The organism is Gemmatimonadaceae bacterium (assembly GCA_035606695.1).
Taxonomy (GTDB): Bacteria; Gemmatimonadota; Gemmatimonadetes; order Gemmatimonadales; family Gemmatimonadaceae; genus JAQBQB01.
Window position 1 is genome coordinate 1 of sequence record DATNEW010000008.1, and the last position, 21,579, is coordinate 21,579.

The 21,579-nt window shown below is 64.5% G+C and carries 13 protein-coding genes; 9 read left to right on the forward strand and 4 right to left on the reverse strand.

The genetic code is table 11. The features are described 5' to 3' along the window. Window positions 1-8: 8 nt before the first annotated feature. Entirely contained in the window at window positions 9-581 is a 573-nt protein-coding gene (locus VN706_01815; GenBank protein HXT14336.1) for a helix-hairpin-helix domain-containing protein, read from the reverse strand. A gap of 191 nt (window positions 582-772) precedes the next feature. Between VN706_01815 and VN706_01820 the strand changes: the two genes are divergently transcribed. Then, window positions 773-2,440: a S8 family serine peptidase gene (locus VN706_01820; protein HXT14337.1), complete on the forward strand. Its 1,668-nt coding sequence runs from the start codon at window positions 773-775 to the stop codon at window positions 2,438-2,440. A gap of 4 nt (window positions 2,441-2,444) precedes the next feature. Here VN706_01820 and VN706_01825 read toward each other — a convergent pair whose 3' ends face one another. Both VN706_01825 and sprA read right to left on the reverse strand, forming a co-directional pair. Further along, window positions 2,445-3,410, reverse strand: a complete 966-nt coding sequence (locus tag VN706_01825; GenBank protein ID HXT14338.1) for a M28 family peptidase — start codon at window positions 3,408-3,410, stop codon at window positions 2,445-2,447. A 191-nt stretch (window positions 3,411-3,601) separates the two neighbouring features. Beyond that, window positions 3,602-9,808 (reverse strand): cell surface protein SprA, encoded by a 6,207-nt coding sequence (gene sprA, locus VN706_01830; protein HXT14339.1) that lies wholly within the window; start codon window positions 9,806-9,808, stop codon window positions 3,602-3,604. A gap of 63 nt (window positions 9,809-9,871) precedes the next feature. On the opposite strand from sprA, the gene VN706_01835 reads away from it, so the two are divergent. The 4 genes from VN706_01835 to VN706_01850 are packed head-to-tail and all read left to right on the forward strand — an operon-like array spanning window position 9,872 to window position 14,476. Beyond that, entirely contained in the window at window positions 9,872-11,647 is a 1,776-nt protein-coding gene (locus tag VN706_01835) for an LptF/LptG family permease (protein HXT14340.1), read from the forward strand. Beyond that, on the forward strand, window positions 11,644-12,732 hold the full coding sequence (locus tag VN706_01840; protein HXT14341.1) for an LptF/LptG family permease: 1,089 nt from the start codon (window positions 11,644-11,646) through the stop codon (window positions 12,730-12,732). The genes VN706_01835 and VN706_01840 overlap by 4 nt, the downstream gene beginning before the upstream one ends. After that, a complete protein-coding gene (locus VN706_01845) occupies window positions 12,729-13,583 on the forward strand; it encodes an ABC transporter permease (GenBank protein HXT14342.1) in 855 nt (284 codons plus the stop codon). Before VN706_01840 ends, VN706_01845 begins: the two co-directional genes overlap by 4 nt. Beyond that, window positions 13,580-14,476 carry an MlaD family protein gene (locus VN706_01850; GenBank protein ID HXT14343.1) on the forward strand — a complete coding sequence of 299 codons (897 nt, stop codon included), beginning with the start codon at window positions 13,580-13,582 and terminating at the stop codon, window positions 14,474-14,476. Before VN706_01845 ends, VN706_01850 begins: the two co-directional genes overlap by 4 nt. Before the next feature lie 188 nt (window positions 14,477-14,664). Here the strand turns inward: VN706_01850 and VN706_01855 are convergent, their stop codons facing one another. Further along, complete coding sequence (locus VN706_01855) at window positions 14,665-16,101, reverse strand: amino acid permease (GenBank protein ID HXT14344.1); 1,437 nt, start codon at window positions 16,099-16,101, stop codon at window positions 14,665-14,667. A 117-nt stretch (window positions 16,102-16,218) separates the two neighbouring features. Here VN706_01855 and VN706_01860 point away from each other — a divergent pair, with 117 nt between their 5' ends. From VN706_01860 to VN706_01875, 4 genes are all read left to right on the forward strand, one after another. Further along, window positions 16,219-16,761, forward strand: a complete 543-nt coding sequence (locus VN706_01860) for a hypothetical protein (protein ID HXT14345.1) — start codon at window positions 16,219-16,221, stop codon at window positions 16,759-16,761. A gap of 102 nt (window positions 16,762-16,863) precedes the next feature. Then, window positions 16,864-17,673 (forward strand): alpha/beta fold hydrolase, encoded by an 810-nt coding sequence (locus VN706_01865; protein HXT14346.1) that lies wholly within the window; start codon window positions 16,864-16,866, stop codon window positions 17,671-17,673. Then, window positions 17,670-19,010: a cyclopropane-fatty-acyl-phospholipid synthase family protein gene (locus VN706_01870; protein HXT14347.1), complete on the forward strand. Its 1,341-nt coding sequence runs from the start codon at window positions 17,670-17,672 to the stop codon at window positions 19,008-19,010. Before VN706_01865 ends, VN706_01870 begins: the two co-directional genes overlap by 4 nt. Window positions 19,011-19,105: 95 nt before the next feature. Further along, window positions 19,106-21,574, forward strand: a complete 2,469-nt coding sequence (locus VN706_01875; GenBank protein ID HXT14348.1) for a TonB-dependent receptor — start codon at window positions 19,106-19,108, stop codon at window positions 21,572-21,574. The last annotated feature ends 5 nt before the right edge of the window (window positions 21,575-21,579 follow it).

The window sequence follows — 21,579 nt, forward strand, 5'->3', positions numbered from 1 at the left end:
TCGGGGCGTTACGGCGGCTTAGGCGCTTGGGGGCGCGGCGCGGCGCGTTTCGATGAGCGTGCGGGGATGATCGTGTCCGTCGGACTGGGTTGAAGCACCGTTCCGGAGAACGTCACGAGTGAATCGATGCGGGCGACGAACGTCGGGCCTGCACCGCTCACGCGCCTGAGTCCATCACGATTCACGAATGGGCCGCGCAGCATGCGGTCGACCGCGATGCGTTTGGCCATCAGCGTCGAAACGCCGGGGAGTGAGTCGATTTGTGCTGCTGAGGCGGCGTCGAGGTCGAGTTTGCCGTTGATGTAGCCGGGGCGATCGAGCGCGCCGGCGCCGTGCGTCGGCGCGGCGTGTGCCGGCGTGGAATCGGCGGGTGACTTTGCACCGCCGCGGCGACCCTTGGACTTTGGTCGCGGGCCGCGTTGGGCGTGAGCCGATGAATCGGCCGCCTGCATTTGGTGCGCGAGCGCCGGCTGATCGCCGTGATCCGACGCCGTGGACGCTCGCACGACGCGGACGCCGGCGCCGAGTACGCCGACGGCGCCAATGAAGAGCAGGGCTTTGTGGTCTGCACGCATCGTCATGGGGCGCAACCTATGGGCGGACGAGCCGCCACCATCATCGTTCGATTGCGGCCGACATCGGATCGTCCCACGCACCCGCGGATTGTATGCAGCCGGGCGTAAGAATCGCGTAAGTCCGATGCGTCCCGCCGCGACGGCGCATTATCGTTCGAGGGAACGTCTTCCAACTCGGTTTTAACCCAGGATCCTGGATGATGCCGCTGTCTCTCCGCATCGCGCTCGTTTCGCTCGTGACCGCCGCGGCCTGCGGCGCTCCGGCCACCGTTGCTACGACGCCTGTTCCCGCTTCGCCGCCGGCGACGGCTACTGCAGCGACGCCAATGCCCGCGGCGGGCGGTCAGCCCACACGCGTGCCGGCCGTGCACGTCAGCAGCCTGCCGCGGAATTGGCAGCTGCTCGATGAATCGATCGACGGCATTCCGGGCATCAGCTCGGAGCGCGCCATGCGTGAGTTGCTCGCCGGGCGGACGCCCAAGCGCACGGTGCTCGTGGCGGTCATCGACAACGGCATCGACACGGCGCATGTGGATCTGCGGCCGAACCTCTGGACCGATCCGCAGACGCACCTGCACGGTTGGGATTTCATCGGCGGCGCCAATGGCGGCGACGTGAACTTCGATACCTTCGAGGTGACGCGTCAGTATGCGCGCTGCCACAACAAGCCGGCCGCGAGTGGCGCGCCGCCGATCACCGATGCGGCGGAGTGCAGAGCGATCGACGCCGACTATGAGAAGCAGCGCGCCGACGTCGAAAGCAACGCCGCGAGTTATCGGCAGGTGAACGATCTCCTACAGCAGATTTTGCCGATTCTCGCCGAGGCGGCGCATGTGCCCGCCGACTCGCTCGATGCGGCGCGCGTGCGCGCGATCAATCCGGCGACCTCCGCGCAAGTCTCGCGCGCTCGACAAATTTTCCTGGAGCTCGATGCCGAGGGCGCGACGCCGGCGCAGATCAAGGAAGGGCTGACGTCGCTCGAGGGGCAGGTCAAGTACTCGCTCGATCCGTCGTACAATCCGCGGACCATCGTCGGCGACAACTATTCGGACGTCACGCAGCACAACTACGGCAACGGCGACGTGATGGGCCCGAACGCGGGCCATGGCTCGCACGTGTCGGGAATCATCGGCGCGGTGCGCGGCAATGGCATCGGCGTCGACGGCATCGCGCCGGCGGTGAAGTTCATGATGATCCGCACCGTGCCGGACGGCGACGAGCGCGACAAGGACGTCGCGAACGCGATTCGGTATGCGGTCGATCACGGCGCGCAGATCATCAGTATGAGTTTTGGAAAGCCGTACTCGCCCTACAAGTCCGCGGTCGACGATGCGGTGCGCTACGCCGACGCGCATGGTGTGTTGATGGTACACGCCGCCGGCAACGACGGCGCGGACCTGGCGAAGGGACACAACTTCCCGACGCCGGTCTATCTCGACGGCGGGCGTCCGCAGAACTGGATCGAAGTCGGCGCGTCGTCGTGGAAGGGCGGCGATTCGCTCGCGGCCAACTTTTCGAACTACAGCGAGCGGCTCGTCGACGTGTTCGCGCCCGGCGTCGACATTCTCTCGACGGTGCCCGGCAACAAGTACGAGCGTGACAGCGGCACGAGCATGGCGGCGCCGGTCGTGAGCGGACTCGCGGCGCTGCTGATGGGCTACTACCCGAATCTCTCCGCGGCCGACGTCAAGAAGATCATTCTCGCGTCGGTGATGAAGCTCGACCAGACGGTCTATCAGCCGGATCCGAAGCAGATGACGCAACGCGTGTCGTTCAAATCGCTGTCGGTGACGGGCGGGATCGTCAACGCGTACAACGCGGTGCGCATGGCTGAAGCGATGAGCGGCGGACGGGTTCAGCCGTAGTCGGCTACTTCACCAGCGTCACCGCCACGTCGCCGACGATTTGCAGGCTCTTCGCCGATACCTTGTCGATCGTATCCTCCATCGTGTGGTGATAGCTCGGACTCGGCACATCGTTCGGGCCGGCGTTCGCGGGCAACGGGCCGTACTGGAAGTCGAGCACGTCGATCACGTGCAGGCCCTTCGCGAGCAACGGAATGTGATCGTCGGTGATCGGCTGCATCACCTGCGCGCGGAAATAATTCTGATACCCCAAATCCGCCGCCGTCCGCCATACCCGGCTCACCACTTCGGGCGCCTTGTCGACCGAGTTCTGCTCTTGATAGATCTGTAAATCCGCGTCGCCGATCATGTCGAACAGGACGCCGTACAGCGGCTTGTAGTCGGGCGACGGCAGATGATTGGCGAAGTACTGCGAGCCGAACAGCGCGTCGGGATAGTTGCCCGAGCTGTCGGGATCGAACGCGCCCCAATCTTCGCCGTCGACGAACAGCAAGTCGACGCCGACGGACGGCGGCGTCTTCCTGAACACGTCACCCAGCGCGAGGAAAAGGCCGACGCCGGACGCCCCGTCGTTCGCGCCGAGGATTGGGCGGGCGCGATTGCCGAAATTCGGATCTTCGTCGGCGGTGGGGCGCGTGTCCCAGTGCGTGAGATACAACACGCGCGACGTCGCCTTGGGATTGAAGCGCGCGAGCACGTTCTTCATCGCGAGCGTGGTCCCGTTCGCCGTGGTCTGCGTCCACGTCTGCACGATCACACTGTCGGTTCGCTTCTTCATCTCGGCCACGATCCAATCGCCCGCCTTGTCGTGCGCGGGTGTGCCCGGCGTGCGCGGACCGAACTGGAGATGCTCCTTGGTATAGTTGAGCGCGGCCTGGCCGTCGAACGCCGTCTTGGGGCCGGCGTAACGGTCCTTGATCTTGTCGCACCCGGTGAGCGCGACGGCGGCGGCGCAGAGGAGGAGCAGCATTCGCACTGTCAAGTCTCTGGTAAGAATAAGGTTAATCCTAGCACGACGATGGACAACGGCGGAGGCTGTCATCCCGAGCGCAGCGCGGGATCCAGCGTCACGACAGAAGGCTCTCTATCCGGACGCAAGATTCCTCGGTCGCTTCGCTCCCTCGGAATGACACGAACAAAGCCGTCCCTCGGAATGACATCTCACTTCCCCGTCCCAAACACCTGAAACTGCACCAGCGCGGTGAAAATCGTCTGCGCCGTTCGCGTATTCAAGTTCTTGTCGAACGTGATCACGTGCGAGGCCTGGAGCGTGAACGTGGCGTTGTCCATCGCGGCGACGTCGGCCGTGAAGTTGAACGCCTGCCGACCATTGTCCTGCAACCGCGCCTGCGTCGCGCCCACCGAGTCGGCGATCGTCGTGATGTTGTGCGCCTGGCTGTAGTTCAGCCGCGTGCGCAGATCGCTCTTGAGGCCCAAGCCCAGGCTTTCCGGAACGTGGAACGCGCGCCCCGCGTCGATGCTGATCTCGTTGCCGTGCGTGTGCGCCACGCTGCCCGGCAAGCTGTCGATTCGCTTCAGAATACTGTAACGTGCCCCCAAACTCGGCGCCGCGCGGCCGCTCCACGCGATCGAGGCGCCGAGCGGAATCACGTCGGAATGCGTGCGGCGAATTTCCGGTGGCGTATCGCTGAACAACAAGCTCGGCAACGAGACCGTCGCCAGGCTGTGCGCGTAGCCCACGTTCGCGTCGAAGCTGGAGATGGACAGCGTCGGCACCGGCGGTCGATAACCCCAACGGAAGGTCTCGTCGGGAAACGTCGTCATCGAGCCGTCGACGTGCGCTTGCGTGGAATCCGGCCGCTCGATCCAGTTGAGCGTCGTCGTGCGCAGATAGCGGTTGACGAACGACGTGCCGAACGGCAGCTGCAGTGCATTGGACGCGGCGAGCGAACCCGTCTGCCCCGCCGTCGTCGCGTCTTCCCCATTCACACGGCGATACGCGCCCGGGCCGGCGAGTCCGAACTGAAGTCCAAGCGGCGGCGCGGCGTTCGCGCCATCGAGCGCCGTCAACAGACTACGCGTGTACGACACATCGAGCGGCGCGAAGAGCTTCCCGACCCGCCGCGCCATACTCGCACTGTCCGCGCTGTAGGTGACGATCGCGCGCGCGACGTCGATCGTCGTGCCGATGCTCGACGTCTGCGCGGCGGTCAGCCGGCGCGGAATGGCGAGCAGATGCAGCATCGTCAACGAATCGTGCTCGGCGAGCACGCTGTCGACGCCGATCACGCCGGGAAGCGCCGAGAATGAACGCACGTTCGGGTCGCGCAGCATGCCGTACTGCGTTCCAAAATCAGCGCGCGGCCGGAACCACGCCGAGAACAACGGAGCAAATGAGAAATTCGTGAAGATGCTTCGCTCGCGCTCGAAGCCCGGCGCGACCTGGAGCGGACGTTGGCCGAGCGCGCCGAAGTCGACGAGCGTGTCGCGGTAGTCCCGGAAATCTCGAACCGACGAGGCTTCCCATCGCGCGGTGAGGGAAGTCGTGGGATGCAGCTCCAGCACACTCCCATTCCGCCACAACCGGCTCGATGCACGCGACTCGGCAGGCGCATCCGCGGCGTCGCTCGTCGGATTGAGGAACGAGACGCGTCGATCGTCGCCGCGCACGAGACTGCTGGTGAATCGCAGCTGCGTGGGATTCCACCGGAAATGTGTGCCGCGCAACGTGCTGATCGGACCGGCCTGGAGCGCCTGTGGCAATGCGCCGAGCGCGCCGGTCATCCACTCGGGAAGATCGGCCGTGCGCGCGCTGTCCGCGGTCACGAGGTAGTCGAGCGCGACGCTGAAGTTGTGCGAGGAGCCGTTCTGAAATTCCGTGCGATCGACGCCGGTGAGATAGCTCGAGGTCAGATCGAGATTGTTGACCAGCGGCCCGAGCAGCGGCGTCCCGATGGGTTTCGTGCGGCGCATGGTGAGGCTGTACGTCGTGAGATCGTTGCGCGGCGTGCGCACGGGGCCAATGCCGCGACCCGAGATGTCGCTCTGCGAAAGAAAGAGTGGATCGCTGCCGAGCCCAATCCTCGTGACGGTCAACGGGAGCGAGAACCCTGCTCCACTCGGCAACAACTTCTCGAGCCGCACGGTTGCCGCGACGTCGGTGGTGCGCTGGCCGAGGAAGGTGGGTTGCTCCCCCATCTGGCGAAAGTTCGCATCTTGATTAGAAATATTATATCTAAGATCCAGCAGATCTCCAATGTTGCCGGCGAGCGAGATCTGTCCGGCCATTCCCGTGTTGTTCACCTGGTGGTCCAGGCGGATATCGTCCACCCACAGTTCCAGCGTGTCGCTCGGCGACAGCGTCTCCGAGTTGGCGACGCGCACGATGCCCACCGCCAGCTCCTGCACGGCGGCGAGATTCGGCGCCGCAACGGCCGGATCGGTCGTGAGCGCCATGTAGCCGTTGTCGCACGCCGCGAAAGTGTGCGCGCCCGCCGGCAGCGGCGACGCGGTAATGATCGCCGAGTCGACGCCGGTGCACGCGATCGACTGTGTCTTGCCCGACGTGAACGCGTTCTGAATCCGCCGCCGCAGATCGATGAACCGATTGAAGTCGAGCACGAGATCCGTCCACGCCGCCTGCGTCTGTCCCGCGTTCATCGGCGCGCGAACCATGTAGAAGTTGTTCTCGTCGCGGCCGAGCTTGACGTACATCTGGAGCTCGCCGTTCTGGCCCCATCCGTTGCCGCGGCCGCGGCCCCACACGCGCATCTGGCGATACGTCATGTAATTCTGCGCGCCCGTTTGAAAACGCAGGAACGCCTCCGCGCGATGATACAGCGGCATGTTCCCCGCCTGAATGCGCATGGAGCTCTCATTGATCTGCGTCTGCGTGCTGGCGAACTGTGCGCCGCGCGTATCCGCCGAATTCACGACGCCCGGAGGCGGCTGATACACGAGCGCGGACGTCGAATCGTTCGTGCCGATGGTCGACGTCACGACGAAGCCGCCGTGGTTTTGCACGCCGGCGATGCCCATGAGCGTTTGATTGCTGCGATTGAGCCACGGCGCGCCGGTGATACGAATGTCGGCGATCGGCAGCTGCGTTTGTTCCTCGGGTCCCTGCCCTTTCCCCGAGACGACCGTCAATCGCACCGCGCGAATGCGCCGGCGAACGACGTCGTTCAGCGAATCCGTCGGCGTCAGAAACGGCGTGCTGATGAGCGCCCAGCGCCGCGTGCGCGGCTGCGGCACGCCGTTCACGAACAACGTATCCGTGTACCGGCCGCCGAGCCGCTTCCAGTTCGTCGGGTCGCTCAAGTCGATCACGTAGCGAAGAATGCGTTCGCGCTCGCGCAACGCACTCGGGAAGTTCATCTCGTTGTCGAGATCGATGTCTTCTTCGTCGAGCCGGTTGTTGCCGACGGTGCAGTTGTTGGCCGGATCGCCGAGCGTGTAGATCGCGCCGGGGAGCGCGCGGCAGATCGGCAGTTTCTTCACGATCTTCGGCGCGCCGTTGTCGATCACCGTGAGACTGTCCACGAGGTCGCCCGGCAGCCCCACGTCGTTCACGCCGGCGTTGAAGACGTGCGTCAGCGTATCTCGCTCGGTGTCGAGCGTGTCGAAGCGGACGAGACGCTTGCCGGTGAACAGACTGTCCGTCGTCGCGCCGTTCCGCTGCACCGTTAGAGTTTTTGGAACGAACGCCACGGTGTTCTCCGACACGTCGCCGAAGTCGAAGATGACCGTGCCGTTGCGCGTCAGCGTCGCCGGGTTGGTGTCGACGAGCGTCCAGAATTCGAGATGCTCACCGCGCGTGAGATCGATTCCCGACGGGCTGAGGGTGGCGCGAATCGAATGGAAGCGACGATTCGCCGTCGCACCGGGATCGGTCCACTGATACCTGGATGCCGATGCGTTGAACCGGCCAACCGAATCGAGCGGCAAGAGCGTGAGCCACATCATCGGTTCGGGCGGAGGCGCGCCGGCGCCGGTGAACACCGCAAGCGGATCGATGTCGCCGAGTGTGAAGGTGATCCGCTTGCCGCTGCGGTTCTGCACGTTCGTCTGCCACACGAGCGTCGCGTCATTCGTCGGCTCGAAGAACGTTCCCCCGAAGCGCGCGCGCAATGCGTTGCCGTACGCGGGCAGGCTGCTGTTCTCCCACGCGTCGTCGGCGATCGGAATGCCGATGCCGCCGTCGGCGTCGAACGTCTCGACATACGCGCGCTGATCGCCAAGCCCGATGAACTGCGGACGGCTGCCCGCCAACTCGGCCTGCACCGAGAAGTGCGACGGCGCCTTCGTCGGCCCGAATGGAAAGCGGCTGGCGAAGTTGGTGAGCTGCGGAAGATCCCAACTGAATTGGCCGCTCACGCCGGCGGTCAAGGTCGAGTTTCCCTGAAAGCCGAGCGCCGGTCGTGTGAAGCCGGCGTTGCCTTGCGACTGATTGATCGCCGCGAAATTCAGAGTCCCGTGCGGCAGCGGCAGTTCGGCGACAAACCCACCGAGCGTCGTCGGGGCGCCGGCGAACGTCGGGTTCTCTTCGTAGCTCACGTCGAGGTGGCGCGGGAGCTGGAACAACGTGTCGGGCCGCGTGAACTCGATGCGCCCGAGATCGTAGTCGATGCGATAGTCGAGATCGCGCACCATCGTGCGGCCGTCCATCACCAGCCGCTCGGAGCCCGGACGCATTTGCGTGGCGCCAAGCGTGATGGTGCCGCTCTCGTCGACGCCTTGCGCTTCGTACTCGACGTCGATCCGGTACGTCGTCGGAGGATGCTGCGGCGAATCGAGGTAGTCGACCGGCAACGTGTAGATCTGATCGTTCGTCGGATTGCCGGGAAAGACGAGCCCAGAGTTGCGCGCGCTGAACGGCTGCAGCGACGGAAAGACCAGGAAGTAATCCTTGATCACCTGCGCGGCGATGAGCGACTGCGCGTGGCGAATGTCCGGCGCGCCGATGCCAAGATCGAACGCGGGATCGCCAAGTCGCGGCCACAGACGATTCTGATAATCGAACTCCGTGGGCGCCGTTGGCTGCGCGAGGCCGAACATCTGGAGGAACGTTGCGTCCGGTCCCGCGAGCGGATGTTCGAGCAAGCCACTGCCGGCGACGATGCGCAGCTTCACCGATTGCCGCACGACATCCTCGCCGCCGATGCGATACACCGAGCGAATCTCGTTGCGGAACGCAGGCGACGAGGGCCCAACGTTGGGATCGGTGACGAGATTCGCGAACTGGTCGCGGTTGATGACGCGCTGGAGGTCGGGCGTGCCGCCGGTCGTCGTCCACACGGTGTCGCGGCCGTTCAGGCGTACGTTGTACGCGACGACGAGCCGCTCGTTCGTTTCGTTGAGCGGACGCACCAGCGCGAACCAGAGCAGCGACTGGTCCATGAAGTAGTCGACGCCTTCGCGCAGCAGATCGTACGTTTGCGTTCCCTGCGTTTCGGCGCCGTGGAGCTTGAACCGCGGCCCGTTGACGTCCTGCGGCTGCGCGCCGAACTGAAGCCGATACACCAGCACGCGCGATGGGCGGAGTGTATCGGGCAACTCCGCACGCAGTTGGCGGAGTTGTGATGAATTGAGAATATCGATATTGGGATAGACGCCGCGGAACAGCGCGGGATCGACCGTCCAGAAGAAACGCAGCCGTTCGATCTGATAGTCGGCCGTCTCGTGCTGGTTGTGCTGCTGTGCGCTGCGCTGCGAGAAATCGTAGCGGCGATTTCGCGCGACGTTGCCTGTCTGCTTGGCGAAGATCGACTTCAGCTGCACGCGCCCGAGCTGCGCCGTGATCTGCGCGCCGTAATTCCCACTGGGCAGCGACGACGTCAGAAATCGCGTGGAGGGCGGCACGAACGAGATGTTGCCGACGTCCACGCGGCGGAGCGTCGACGACGAGTCGCCCTCGTAGTAGAGGGAGAGCGTTTGCGAGGCGTCGAACTCGCGCTCCTGATCGTAGTCGACGTTGACGTGCAGCAGGCCGATGCGTCCCGCCGCGGTGAGCGCGGCCGCCGGATCGCTGGGCCGAGTGAGGAAGCTGCCCTGGCAGGCCGCCTGCGTCGCGACCTGGAATGCCTCGAGGGACGTGCAGTTCAGGCGCTTGAAGCGTGTCGAGGTGACGCCGCCTCGCAGGTTGAAATGAAACTGGAGATCCGTGGCCGGCGGTGTCGTCGTCTTGGTGGTGTCGGTGTCGGCCGCGAGGCGTGGCAGACCGACACGCCGAACCCCGCCGGTGGAGTCCGGCACAACGACGCCCGCGGGGGTACTACGGGCGGCGCCGGCGGCAGCAGGCTTGGTTCGCGCATTAGAAACGCCGGAAACGCTGGAATCGCGGGAATCCGGCGGCGCCGCCTGCGCGTACGAATGCGCGGGGACGATCGCGGACGCGACGGCGAGCACGAGCGCAAAAACGAGGCGGTGGCTGGGTCGCACTAAATGCTTAAGGCGGGGTAATTTACACGCGTGAAGATAATCAATCGCTACGTCCTCAAGGAGCACGTTGGACCGTTCGTGTTCGCCTTGTCGGCGCTCACCTCATTGCTCCTGCTCCAGTACATCGCGCGCAAGTTCGGCGATCTGGTGGGTAAGGGACTGTCGTGGCAGACGATCACTGAATTCTTCCTGCTATCCATTCCGTTCACGGTCGCGATGACGCTGCCGATGGCGGTGCTGGTCGCCGTGCTCTACGCGTTCAGCCGTCTGGCGTCCGAGAACGAGATCACGGCGATGAAAGCGGGTGGGGTATCGACGCGCGCCCTGCTCAAACCGGCGCTGATCGCCGCGACGCTGCTCGCGGTTTTCATGCTGTGGTTCAACGATCAGTTGTTGTCGCGCGCCAATCACGAGCTGGCAACGCTCCAGATTGCGATTTTACGGACGAAGCCGACGTTCGCGCTCAAGCCACAGGTCATCAACGCGGTGAAGGAAAGCCAGTTGTACCTGCGCGCCGATCGGATCGACCAGGATGAATCGGGCCGCATGGGCGGCGTGACGATTTACGACGTGAGCGATCCGATGCGCCGCCGGTCGATTTACGCGGATTCCGGCACGCTTCGATTCGCTCCAAACAAGAAGGACCTCGTGCTGCACTTGTACAAGGGGATGATGATGACCGCCCCCTCGGCGCAACACGGACAGCTCGAGCGCATTTACTACAACCAGGACGAGCTCAAGGTTCGCGAAGTCGCGAACTCTTTCCAGTCGATCAATGCCGATACCGCCTCCAAGGGCGAGCGGGAGATGACCGTCTGCGAGATGCAAGCGGAGCTCGAGTCGCGGCACGCGTCATTTCAGCGCGCGTATCACGACAGCCTCGTGGCTGCCTGGCAGATGGCGACGTCGAAGGGACGGAAGGCCGTTAAGCCGTCGGATCTGCACATTAAGAAAGCCGGCGGCATCGGTGCGCTGTATTGCACGTTTATCACGAGATACCTGAAAGTGCCGGCGGCGCAGGCGGCGGAAGTACCTCGGATGCCGGCGTTCGCGCGCACGACCCGTCAGGATTCGACAAAGAAAGGTGCGGCAAAAACACCCGCGAAGCCGCAGGCCGGCAAGTCGGACTCGGTCTGGGCGCTCGTCAACGGAATCCTGAAGAAGATGGCGCGGGACAAGGTGCCGCCAGGCGCGTATCTACCGGAGACCGCGGCGAAGACCGTCGCGGTGCCGGCGAATCCGGCGCCGGCCGCCGCGCCTCCGCCCCTGCGCGTGGCGCCGGCGGCCGTGCCAACAGCGACCGTCGTTCCTCCGCCGGGCGCGCGGACGGCGCCGGTGTATCCCAGCGCAACCCTGCCAGGACCCGACGTGAGCTCGATCAACATCGAGCTGAGCGACGCGAAGCTTCGGCTCGAGGACGCGCGGCACTGGAGCAATCGCTACGGCGTCGAGATTCAGAAGAAGTTCTCGCTCGCGTTCGCGTGCATCGTGTTCGTGCTGGTCGGCGCGCCGATCGCGCTGCGTTTTCCGCGCGGCGGCGTCGGGCTCGTGATGGGCGTGGGCTTCTCCGTATTTGCGATCTATTATGTCGGTCTGATCGGCGGCGAATCGCTGGCGAACAACAACATCATCTCGCCGTTCTGGGCGATGTGGATCGACAACATCGTGTTTCTCGTCGTGGGACTCGTGCTGATCTCGCGCATGGGTCACGAGCGAGGGACGTCGCGCGGCGGCGGCTTCGGTGAGTTCATGGACGCGACGCGCGCGTGGTTCGCGCGCGTGCGCGGCGCGGAGGTGTCGGCGTGAGACACATCTTCCGGCCGCTCGACCGCTATGTGTTCGCGGAGTTCGTCAAGATCTTCGCGGTCACCGCACTTGGCTTTCCGATCCTCTTGATCGTCATCGACCTCACGGATCACGTGCAGGTGTATCTCGAGCGGCACATTCCGACCCGCGACATCGCGCTGAGCTATCTGTTCTGGATTCCCGACTCGATGTTCATGGTGCTGCCGGCCGCGGTGTTGTTCGCGACGGTGTTCTCGATCGGCACGTTGACGCGGCATACGGAAGTCACGGCCGCGAAGGCGTCGGGGATAAGTTTTTATCGCCTCGTGATGCCGATCTTCTTCGGCGCGATGCTCGCCTTCGGGCTCGACCTGGGGCTCGGCAAGATCGTGCCGATGACGAACCAGCGCCGCAGCGAGCTGCTGCAGGAAGACAAGGCGCAGGTGGGCACGAGCCGCTTCAACTTCGCGTTCGCGGGCGAGTACGGCCGTGTGTACAAGGCGTTCGAGCTGCGCACCGACTCGGGGCAAATGCGGCAGCTCCAGATCGAGCGCAAAGGCAAGGGCGCCGACTATCCGACGTATCTGTTGACCGCCGACACCGCGAAGTTCGACGCGAAAACCGGTCGCTGGACGCTGCGCAACGGCGAGATGAACATCATTTCGGATTCGGGGCCGAACCTCACGATCCAGTTCGCGTACGCGCGCGACAACCAGCTCACCGAGCGTCCGGCGGAGATGATGTCCAAGCCGCCCGATCCGCACGACATGACCTACGCCGCGCTGACCCGGGCGATCGGCGCGCTCGAGCGATCGGGGGGTGACGCGAACCTGCTGCGCGTCGAGCGCGCCCTCAAGATCGCCATTCCCGCGACCTGTCTGATCATCGCGCTTTTCGGCGCGCCACTTGCCACCAGCACGCAGCGCGGCGGCTCGGCATACGGCATTGCCGTGAGCCTTGCGACGACGATGATCTTTCTCCTGATGATTCAACTCACCCGTGCCATTGGCGGAAAGGGCGTGATCGCGCCCGACTACGCGGCCTGGATTCCCGGCGTCTTGTTCGGTTTCATGGGCCTCGTCCTCCTCGCACGCGTGCGGACTTGAGCGCACCGCTCGGCGCCGGTCCGGTATCGAGCCAGACCGACACCTATCCCGTCATCCAGCGGGGTTCGATCCGCTTCTTCCGCCGCGTCACGCGCTTCTGGCGCGGACTGTTTCGCGACGTCGGCCTGCGCGCGTATTTCTTCCGCGACATTCTGCGCGGCTTCGGCGATCCGGCGACGTACGTGCCCGAGACGATTCGCCAGATGCGAACGATCGGCGTCGACTCGGTGCCGTTGACTGTGATCGTGGCGGCGTTCATCGGCGGCGTCATCGCGCTCCAGACGCGGTATCAGCTTTTGCCGGGCGTCGAGAAGTCGATCATCGGTTTGGCGAGCCGGCTCATGGTGGTGCTCGAGCTTGGGCCGCTGCTCACGGGTCTCGTGCTGACGGGCCGTGTTGGTGGGCGCATGACCGCGGAAATCGGCACGATGCGCGTCACCGAGCAAATCGACGCGCTCGAGACGCTCGCCTACGATCCCGTCGCATTCCTCATCGTGCCCCGGCTCCTCGCCGCGCTCGTGATGCTGCCGACGCTCGTGGTGCTCGCCGACGCGACGGGACTCGTGAGCGCGTACCTCGTGTCGGTCAAGCTCACCGACGTGACGCCGCAGGATTTCATCATGGGCCTGCGATTGGGATTCGGCACATTTCAGGTTGTGTACAGTCTCCTGAAATCGCTCATGTTCGGCGCGGCGATCGCTTTGGTCTGCGCCTATGAAGGTTACATTACCGAGGCCGGTGCCGAGGGTGTCGGCCGGTCGACGGCGCGAGCGGTCGTCATCACGTCGATGACGATTCTGGTGCTCGACGCCCTGACGACCGGCGTGTTGGGACCTCTTCTCCAATCATGAACCGTCGCAACGAAGTTTCGGTCGGCATTCTCATAACGGTCGCGGTGGTCGTGCTCGTGCTCGGGACGCTGTGGCTGGCGCGCGGCGGTCTCAAGTCCGGTTATCCGCTTTACACGCGCTTTGCGTGGGGGCAGAACCTGAAGCAGGGGCAGCCCGTGCTGCTCGCCGGCGTGAGCATCGGCTACGTGGGCGACGTGAATCTTCGCCGCAACGGCTACCTGGACGTGTTGCTGCGCATCGACGACCAGTACACGGTGCCGAAGGGATCGACGGCGATCGTGAAGCCCGTCGGCATCTTTGGCGACGTCGCGGTCGCGCTCAATCCGCCGGTGCCGCCGCCGCCTACGTCGTACTCGCCGGGCGATACGGTGCCTCCGGGTCCGCCGGCGGCCGACATCGGCGAGATCATGAATCGCGTGGACTCGATCGGCCAGAACGTGTCGGCGTTGACGCTCGCCTTGAAGCAGCAGGTCATCGAGGCGGGGACGCTCAAGGACATTCATCGCACCGTCGCGTCGGCGGCCGCGCTCTCGGCGCAACTGCAAGGCGTGATCGCCGAGCAGAATCGAAACATGACGGCGACGATGGGCTCGTTCCGCGACGCCGCCGGTCACTTGAGCCGCATGGTCGACTCGGCGCAGATCGAGGCGACGGTCGCGAACGTCCGCAAGACGAGCGAGAACGCGGCACGGCTCTCGGCCAACATCGATTCGACGAACAACCAGCTGCGGCAGTTGTTGGCGAAGGCGCAGAACGGCAACGGCACCGTGGGCAAGCTGTTGTCGGATTCCCTGCTCTATACCGACATCCGGCACACGGTCGCGAGTCTGGATTCATTGATCGCGGACTTCAAGGCGAATCCGCGGAAGTATATCAATCTGAAAATCTTTTGAGTCGCAAAGGGCAAGAGCAACTGCCAGTGCGCACGCGCACCAACGCGGTCAGGTCGCGGGCTCACGCGGACGACACCAGAACACCACAAAGATCTTAAATAAAACAAAACCAAAGCCCCTGCGGACGGAATTCCGCCTCCGTCTCGGGTCTCTGGTTTTTGTCCGCGCGAGCCCGCGAAGTGTCGGCGTTAGTCCGCGTGCGCACCCGCAGTTCCGCTTTCCACAGCCACGCGAGCGCCAACTCCAGGCCCGCGCCGCCCGACGGTCAGGTAGTACACCGGAATCCCGGCGAGAATGATCCCGAACACGGCCAACGTCGGTCCGCGGCTGCTGTCATCGATCAACGCGTTCCCGAGCAGATAGAACGTCGCCAGCACGAAGAGAATCGGCGTGAACGGATAGAGCGGCGTACGAAACGTCGGCTTGTAATTCGGATCCTTTCGCACCCGAAAGACGAAGATCGACGCGACGCCGAGCGCGTAGAACGGTAGAATCGCCGTGACGAACGTATCCGCGAGCTGCTCGAACGTCCGCAGCAGCACGAAGATGATTCCCAGCACCGCCGTCAGCGCGATCGCCACGTACGGCGTTTGATATCGCTTGTGCACGCCGGCGATCTGCTTGAACAACAATCCATCGGCCGCCATCGCGAAAAACACGCGCGGGTTCGTGAGGATCGAACCGTTGAGCGTGCCGAGCGTCGAGAGCATCACCGTGATCGCGACGAAGGTCACGCCGCCCGGCCCGACGAGTCGCAGCGCAACGTCGGCCGCGACGAGCTTCGAGTGCCGCACTTCGTCCACCGACATCACGCCGAGATAGGCGACATTCGCCAGGAGGTAGATGACGATCACCGCGAGCGTTCCCCAGATGAGCGCGCGCGGCAGATTGCGGCCGGGATCTTTCACTTCGCCGGAGATGAACGCGAGATCCGCCCACCCGTCGTACGCCCACAACACTGAGACCAGCGCAAGCCCGAATGGCGCGATGCCGAAACTTCCCGGCGGCGCGGCCGGCGTGAAATGTCCGCCCGTCTTCGGAATGCCGATCACGATCGCCGCGATCACGATGAACATCAGGCCGACGTATTTCGCGACCGCGGTCAGATTCTGGATGAGCGACCCCCAGCGAACGCCGACGTAATTGAGCGCCGCGATGACGGCGATCGCTCCCGCCGCGACATAGTGCACGTAATTGGAATACGGCGCCGTCGACGGATCGAAGCCGAGCACGCGCAGGAAATACTCGGCGAACGTCGTGGCGATCGCGCCGACCGCGGCCGCGCGAATGATCGCGAGCTCGGCCCATCCGAACAGAAACGCCGGCAGGCGCCCGAAGCCGTTGCGAATGAAGACGAAGATGCCGCCCGTATCCGGAAACGCGCCGGCGACTTCGGCGAGCGTGAGTGCACCGCACAGCGCGGTGACGCCGCCCGCGACCCAGACGCCAAACAACGGCAGCGGGCCCGGCAGACGGTTGGTGACACTGGCCGGCGTTCGGAAGATGCCCGAGCCGATCGTGATGCCGACCACGACGGCGATGGCGCTCCACAAGCCGAGCTGTCGTGGAAGCTCGTGTGTTTCGGATGAAGCAGACGCGGGTGCGGTCGACGAAGGAGCAGTCATTGGTCAATGGTACCGTTTCGATGCAGGCCCAGCCAGGAAACAAAAATACTCGACGAATCAATTGATCGCGTGCCTGGCATTTGCGCTATCCCCCTCCGTCTTCAAACAGGGGCTAAGATGCCACGTAAGAGAACTCTAATAATCGTCGCGGTCGCTCCGTTCGCGCTCGCGGCGTGCGGCGACAAAACGAACGTCAATCTGGTCGCGCCGTCGGCGAACGCGGCGGTCAGCATCCTCGACCAGTGCGACTCGGCGACCTTCAATGCCACGCTCGGCGCCGGCGCCTGCACGCACGCGGGCTCGATGACGCTCGCCGCGTTCAACAGCGAGCTGAACGCCACCGGCCGCGTCGCGGCCTGGACCTTCGATCCAACGTCACTCACGCTTCGCACCGGCCAGGCGATCACCGCCACGAACTTGGGCGGCGAAGAACATACCTTTACGGAAGTCCAACAGTTCGGCGGCGGCATCGTTCCGGCCCTCAACGCCGCATCCGGGAACAATGTCGTCGCGCCCGAGTGCTCCGAGACCACGGCGGCCGATCACATCAAGCCGGGCGCCTCGATGACGACCGACCCCGAGACCCAGATCGGCGTTCACCGCTATCAATGTTGCATCCATCCGTGGATGCGCGAGGTCGTGACCGTCACCGGACCGTGATGGCGTTTTGATCGTGTGGCAAGCGCCATGCACTTTACCGAGCGCATGAGGCGCACGATCGCTCGGTATTGCTTCGCTGCCCTCGGGTTGTCGAGCGGCTGTATGCTCGCCAACCCGAGCCGCGCGCACGTTGGCGGGCCGCCGGTTGATTTGAACGCGCAAAGCGTCGCGTTTACCAGCCGCACGGGGACGGAGCTTCGCGCCTGGTTCGCGCGCGGCCAGCGTGGTATGGGCGCGGTGCTGTTGCTGCACGGCGTCGGCGCGAATCGCACGAGCATGCTCGGCCGCGCGCGGTTCCTTCACGCGATGGGCTTCAGCGTCCTCGCGCCGGACTTTCAGGCGCATGGCGAGTCGCCGGGAGAACACGTCACCTTCGGCGTTCGCGAGAGTCTCGACGCGGCCGCATCATTAGATTTCTTGAAAACCGCCATGCCCGGCGAGCGCGTCGGAGTCATCGGCGTCTCGATGGGCGGCGCCGCCGCGTTGCTCGGCCCAGGGCCGCTCGACGCGAACGCGTTCGTGCTCGAGTCGGTGTATCCAACAATTCGCCAGGCGGTGAGCAATCGGCTCGGCACGTGGCTCGGGCCACTCGGCGGCGTCGCGCGATGGTTCACACCCGCCGTGATCCACTTCGTGAGCGAAGACATCGGCGTCACCGAAGCCGAGCTGCAGCCGATCGATCGCATCGCGAAGATTCACGCGCCGCTGCTGTTGATCTCCGGCACCGATGATCCGTACACGCCGATCGTCGAGGCGGAGTCGTTGTACGCGCATGCACCGTCGCCCAAGACATATTGGCCGATCTTCGGCGCCGGCCATGAGGATTTTCATGCGTTCGACCAGATCGACTACGAGCGCCGCGTCGGCAATTTTCTCGTGAGTCAGCTGAGAGCTGGCCTCGCCGTGCCGTGAGCGGCGGCGATCCGTTCGAGCACGCGCGGGCGATCATGCACGCGCTGTTCGGTCCGCCGAGCGCGCGCCGTTTCGACGTGGCGTACTGGGACGGAAGCGTCGAACGCGGCACCGGTGCTGCGAATTTCTCGCTGCGCGTTGCGAGACCCGGGGCGCTCCGCCGCATGCTGCTTCCGCCGAGTGAAGTCTCGATCGTCGAGGCGTATCTCTCCGGCGACATCGAAGTCGACGGCGATCTCGAGAGCGCCGTAACCCTCGGCGACGAGATCAACGCGCGACTCAAATCCGCGCGTGCGATATCGACCCTCGCGCGGCACTTGTTCGCCCTGCCGCGACACGACAGCGAATCGGACGTGCGAACGGCGCGTGCCGAGCATGTCGTGTCGGAGGCAGGCTCACGACACGACAAGCAGCGCGATCGCAGGGCGATCCAATACCACTACGACGTCGGCAACGACTTCTACGCGTTATGGCTCGACGAGCGAATGGTGTATTCCTGCGCATACTTCGCGTCGCCGTCAGCGACGCTCGAGGAGGCGCAGGTCGCGAAGCTGGATCTCGTATGCCGCAAGCTGCGGCTGCGGGCGGGAGAGCGACTGCTCGACGTCGGTTGCGGCTGGGGCGCGCTCGTCATGCATGCGGTTCGCCACTACGGCGTGAGCGCCGTCGGCATCACGCTGAGCGACGCGCAGGCCTCGCTCGCGCGACAGCGCATTGCCGATGCGGGACTCTCCGAGCGCTGCCGCATCGAGCTCGTCGACTATCGCGACGTTCGCACGCTCGGCGAATTCGACAAGATCGCGAGCGTTGGGATGGTCGAGCACGTTGGCGTCGCCAAGCTGCCGGTCTACTTCGGCGTGCTTCACGAAGTGCTGAAGCCCGGCGGCCAGCTGCTCAACCACGGCATTGTCGGCGTGAACGCCGCGCATCACATGGGATTGCGCGAACGCATCGAGCGGCGGCTGTGGCGCCGCGACGAGTTCATCGATCAATACGTATTTCCTGATGGCAAGCTCGGGCCGCTGCACGCGGTGATCGCCGCCGCCGAAGGCGCGGGATTCGAGACGCGCGACGCCGAAAGTCTGCGCGAGCACTATACTTTGACGTTGCGCGAGTGGCTGCGCCGGTTGACGGCGCAACGCGAGCGTGCAATCGCGCTGGCGAGCGAGCGGACGTTTCGCACGTGGCGATTGTACATGACCGCATCGGCGAATGGATTCGCCACCGGACGGCTCAACGTCGTGCAAACGCTGCTCGCGAAGCCGGATGCCGAGGGCCGAGCACACGTGCCGATGACGCGGCGGGACCTGCTGGAATCGAGCACCGACCGCCACTGATCGAGCACGAAGTACAATGAACTATTCGGTACGCTGCGGTGTCACACCTCCAGCGCATCTTGCCGTCTGACCGAACCTGAAATCTCGAACCACTGATGCTTCGAGCACCTTTCGCCGCGATTATTGCGCTCCTCTTCGTCGCTCCGTTCGTTGGCGCGCAAGTCCGTGCGCCTCAGGCGCCAGTTGCGGGCCCGGGTGAAGTCCGCGGCCACCTCGTCGATTCCGTAACCGGCCAGCCCGTCACGACCGGCTCCGTCGCCGTTCGCCGAGTTGGTGATTCCACGTTCGTGAGCGGTGCGCTGCCGAAAGAAGACGGGTCCTTCCGCGTCGACGGCCTGCGTCCCGGCCGCTACACGCTGCGCGTGCGCGCGATCGGATTCGCGATGTTGACGCGCAACGACATCGTGGTGACCGCCGAACGTCCCGTGGTCGAGCTCGGGACGGTTGCGCTCAACGTCGTCGCCGCAAAGCTCGAGGCCGCTCAGACTGTCGCCGAGCGTGAGGACGTGGTGCTCGCGCCCGATCGCACGAGCTACAGCGTGAAGAACATGCCGGCGGCGAGCGGCGGAACGGCCATCGACGTGCTGCGCAACATTCCACTCGTCGAAGTCGACGGATCGAACAACGTCAGTCTGCGCGGCAACGCGAACGTCGTCATTCAAATCAATGGTCGCTCGACGCCGCTCAAAGGCGACCAGCTCGGCGCGTTCCTGGCGCAGCTGCCGGCCGGAACGGTGAAGAACGTCGAGGTGGCGACGAATCCGTCGGCGAAGGACGATCCCGAGGGCACGGCGGGCATCATCAACATCGTGCTCAATCAGGAGACGGAGCTTGGCCTGAGCGGCGGGATTTCGGCCGGCACCGCATCCACCGGCGCGGTGAACGCCAACGGCAACATCGGCAAGCAGCAGGGCAAGCTCACGCTGTTCGGGTCGGGCAGCATCTACCAGGATCACCGCGCGACGTCGGGCACCATCTCCCGCACGAATCTCGTGATTCCGACGCCCGCGTTTACCGAGACACAGTTGGCTGGTCATCAGTCGCCGATCTCGGGCGGCGGTACGCTGCGCAGCGAGTACCGATTTACGGACCGTACCTCGTTGTCGTTCGACAGTTATCTCTACGCCGGACAATTCGGCGGCAATTCGTCGTCGGCGTACACCGATTTCAATCCCGACCGCGACGTCATCGGCTCGTTCCTCCAGCTGCAGTCGCAAGTCTCGCGCAGCACGTCGATCGATCTCGACGCCACGTTCCGCCATTTCGCCGACAAGAATCAGCCGGTGTTCTCGACGGAGCTCGAGTACTCGAACACGCGCGCGACGTCGGACATCGATCTGTCGGGCACGGTGATGCAACCCGACGCGAGCACCCCGGCGTCGATTCCGACGGAGCGCGATCACACGCTCGGCCACTATCCGTATCTCAACTGGAAGACGGATTACACCGCGCAATTCGGCGCGACCACCAAGCTGGAGACGGGCGTGAAGGTCACGCGCCGCACGACGTCGAACGACTTCGACGCGGCGAATCTCAATCCGGCGACCGGCGTCTTTACGCTCGTCCCTGAGCGCAGCACCGCGTTCGATTATCACGAAGACATCGGCGCCGGGTATGCGCTGCTGTCCAACAAGTTCGACAACGTCCAGACACAGGCGGGCGTGCGTCTCGAGGACGCGGCGACGTATCTCGATCTGCGGTTGGCGGACGAGCAGTTCGACCGTCGTTACAACAGCGCGTATCCGAGCGCGATTGCGACATACAACTTCACGCCGCTCCGGCAGGTTCGTCTCAGCTATTCGCGGCGCGTGAGCCGGCCGAATCCGTATCAGCTCAGTCCTATCGAATACCGACAGGACACGCGCAACGTGTTCCGCGGCAACCCGGCGCTCCGTGCCGAGTACACCGACGCGCTCGAGGCGGGCTATCAGGAGTCGCGTTCGTGGGGATCGATTCAACTCAATCCCTATCTCCGCAGCACGTCGCACGCGGTGCGCAACATTCAGTTCGTCGATTCGACGGGCGTTTCCGTGAGCACGTATGACAACGTGGCAAGCACCCTGACGCTCGGCACGGATCTCAACATCAACGCGCATCACGGCCCGCTGCAACTCGGCGGCGGCGCGAGTGTGTATCACTACTCGAGTGACGCCTCGAACCTGTCGGGCAATCTGTCAGCGCACGCCGTGGTGTGGTCGGCGCGCACGAATGCCACATGGAAATTCACGCCGAAAGCGGACGCACAGTTCTTCGCGTACTATCGCGCACCGTATGCGACGGAAGGTGGCTCGCAGCTCGCGAGCGTGTCGATGAATCTGGCGGGTCGGTACAAGCTGTGGGGCGATCAGGGCAACATCTCGCTCCGCGTCTCCGATCCGTTCAAGATGCAGAAGTACGGCTATCGCACGGCGAACGGCACGGTGGTCGAGTTCAGCGAGCGTTTCTTTGGATCGCGCGCGGTGTATCTGACGATCACGCGGAACTTCGGGCAGGCGATCAAGCTGCAGCCGAAGCAGAGCGATCCGGACGCGCAGGCGCAGACGGGGCCGCCGCCGGGAGAGTGAGCTCG

Excerpts from the sequence above, each read along its gene's own strand:
- VN706_01860 (HXT14345.1), top strand. The coding sequence starts at position 16,219 with ATGCCACGTAAGAGAACTCTAATAATCGTCGCGGTCGCTCCGTTCGCG.
- VN706_01815 (HXT14336.1), bottom strand. The coding sequence starts at position 581 with ATGACGATGCGTGCAGACCACAAAGCCCTGCTCTTCATTGGCGCCGTC.
- VN706_01825 (HXT14338.1), bottom strand. The coding sequence starts at position 3,410 with ATGCTGCTCCTCCTCTGCGCCGCCGCCGTCGCGCTCACCGGGTGCGAC.
- VN706_01820 (HXT14337.1), top strand. The coding sequence starts at position 773 with ATGATGCCGCTGTCTCTCCGCATCGCGCTCGTTTCGCTCGTGACCGCC.
- VN706_01865 (HXT14346.1), top strand. The coding sequence starts at position 16,864 with ATGCTCGCCAACCCGAGCCGCGCGCACGTTGGCGGGCCGCCGGTTGAT.
- VN706_01855 (HXT14344.1), bottom strand. The coding sequence starts at position 16,101 with ATGACTGCTCCTTCGTCGACCGCACCCGCGTCTGCTTCATCCGAAACA.
- VN706_01875 (HXT14348.1), top strand. The coding sequence starts at position 19,106 with ATGCTTCGAGCACCTTTCGCCGCGATTATTGCGCTCCTCTTCGTCGCT.
- VN706_01850 (HXT14343.1), top strand. The coding sequence starts at position 13,580 with ATGAACCGTCGCAACGAAGTTTCGGTCGGCATTCTCATAACGGTCGCG.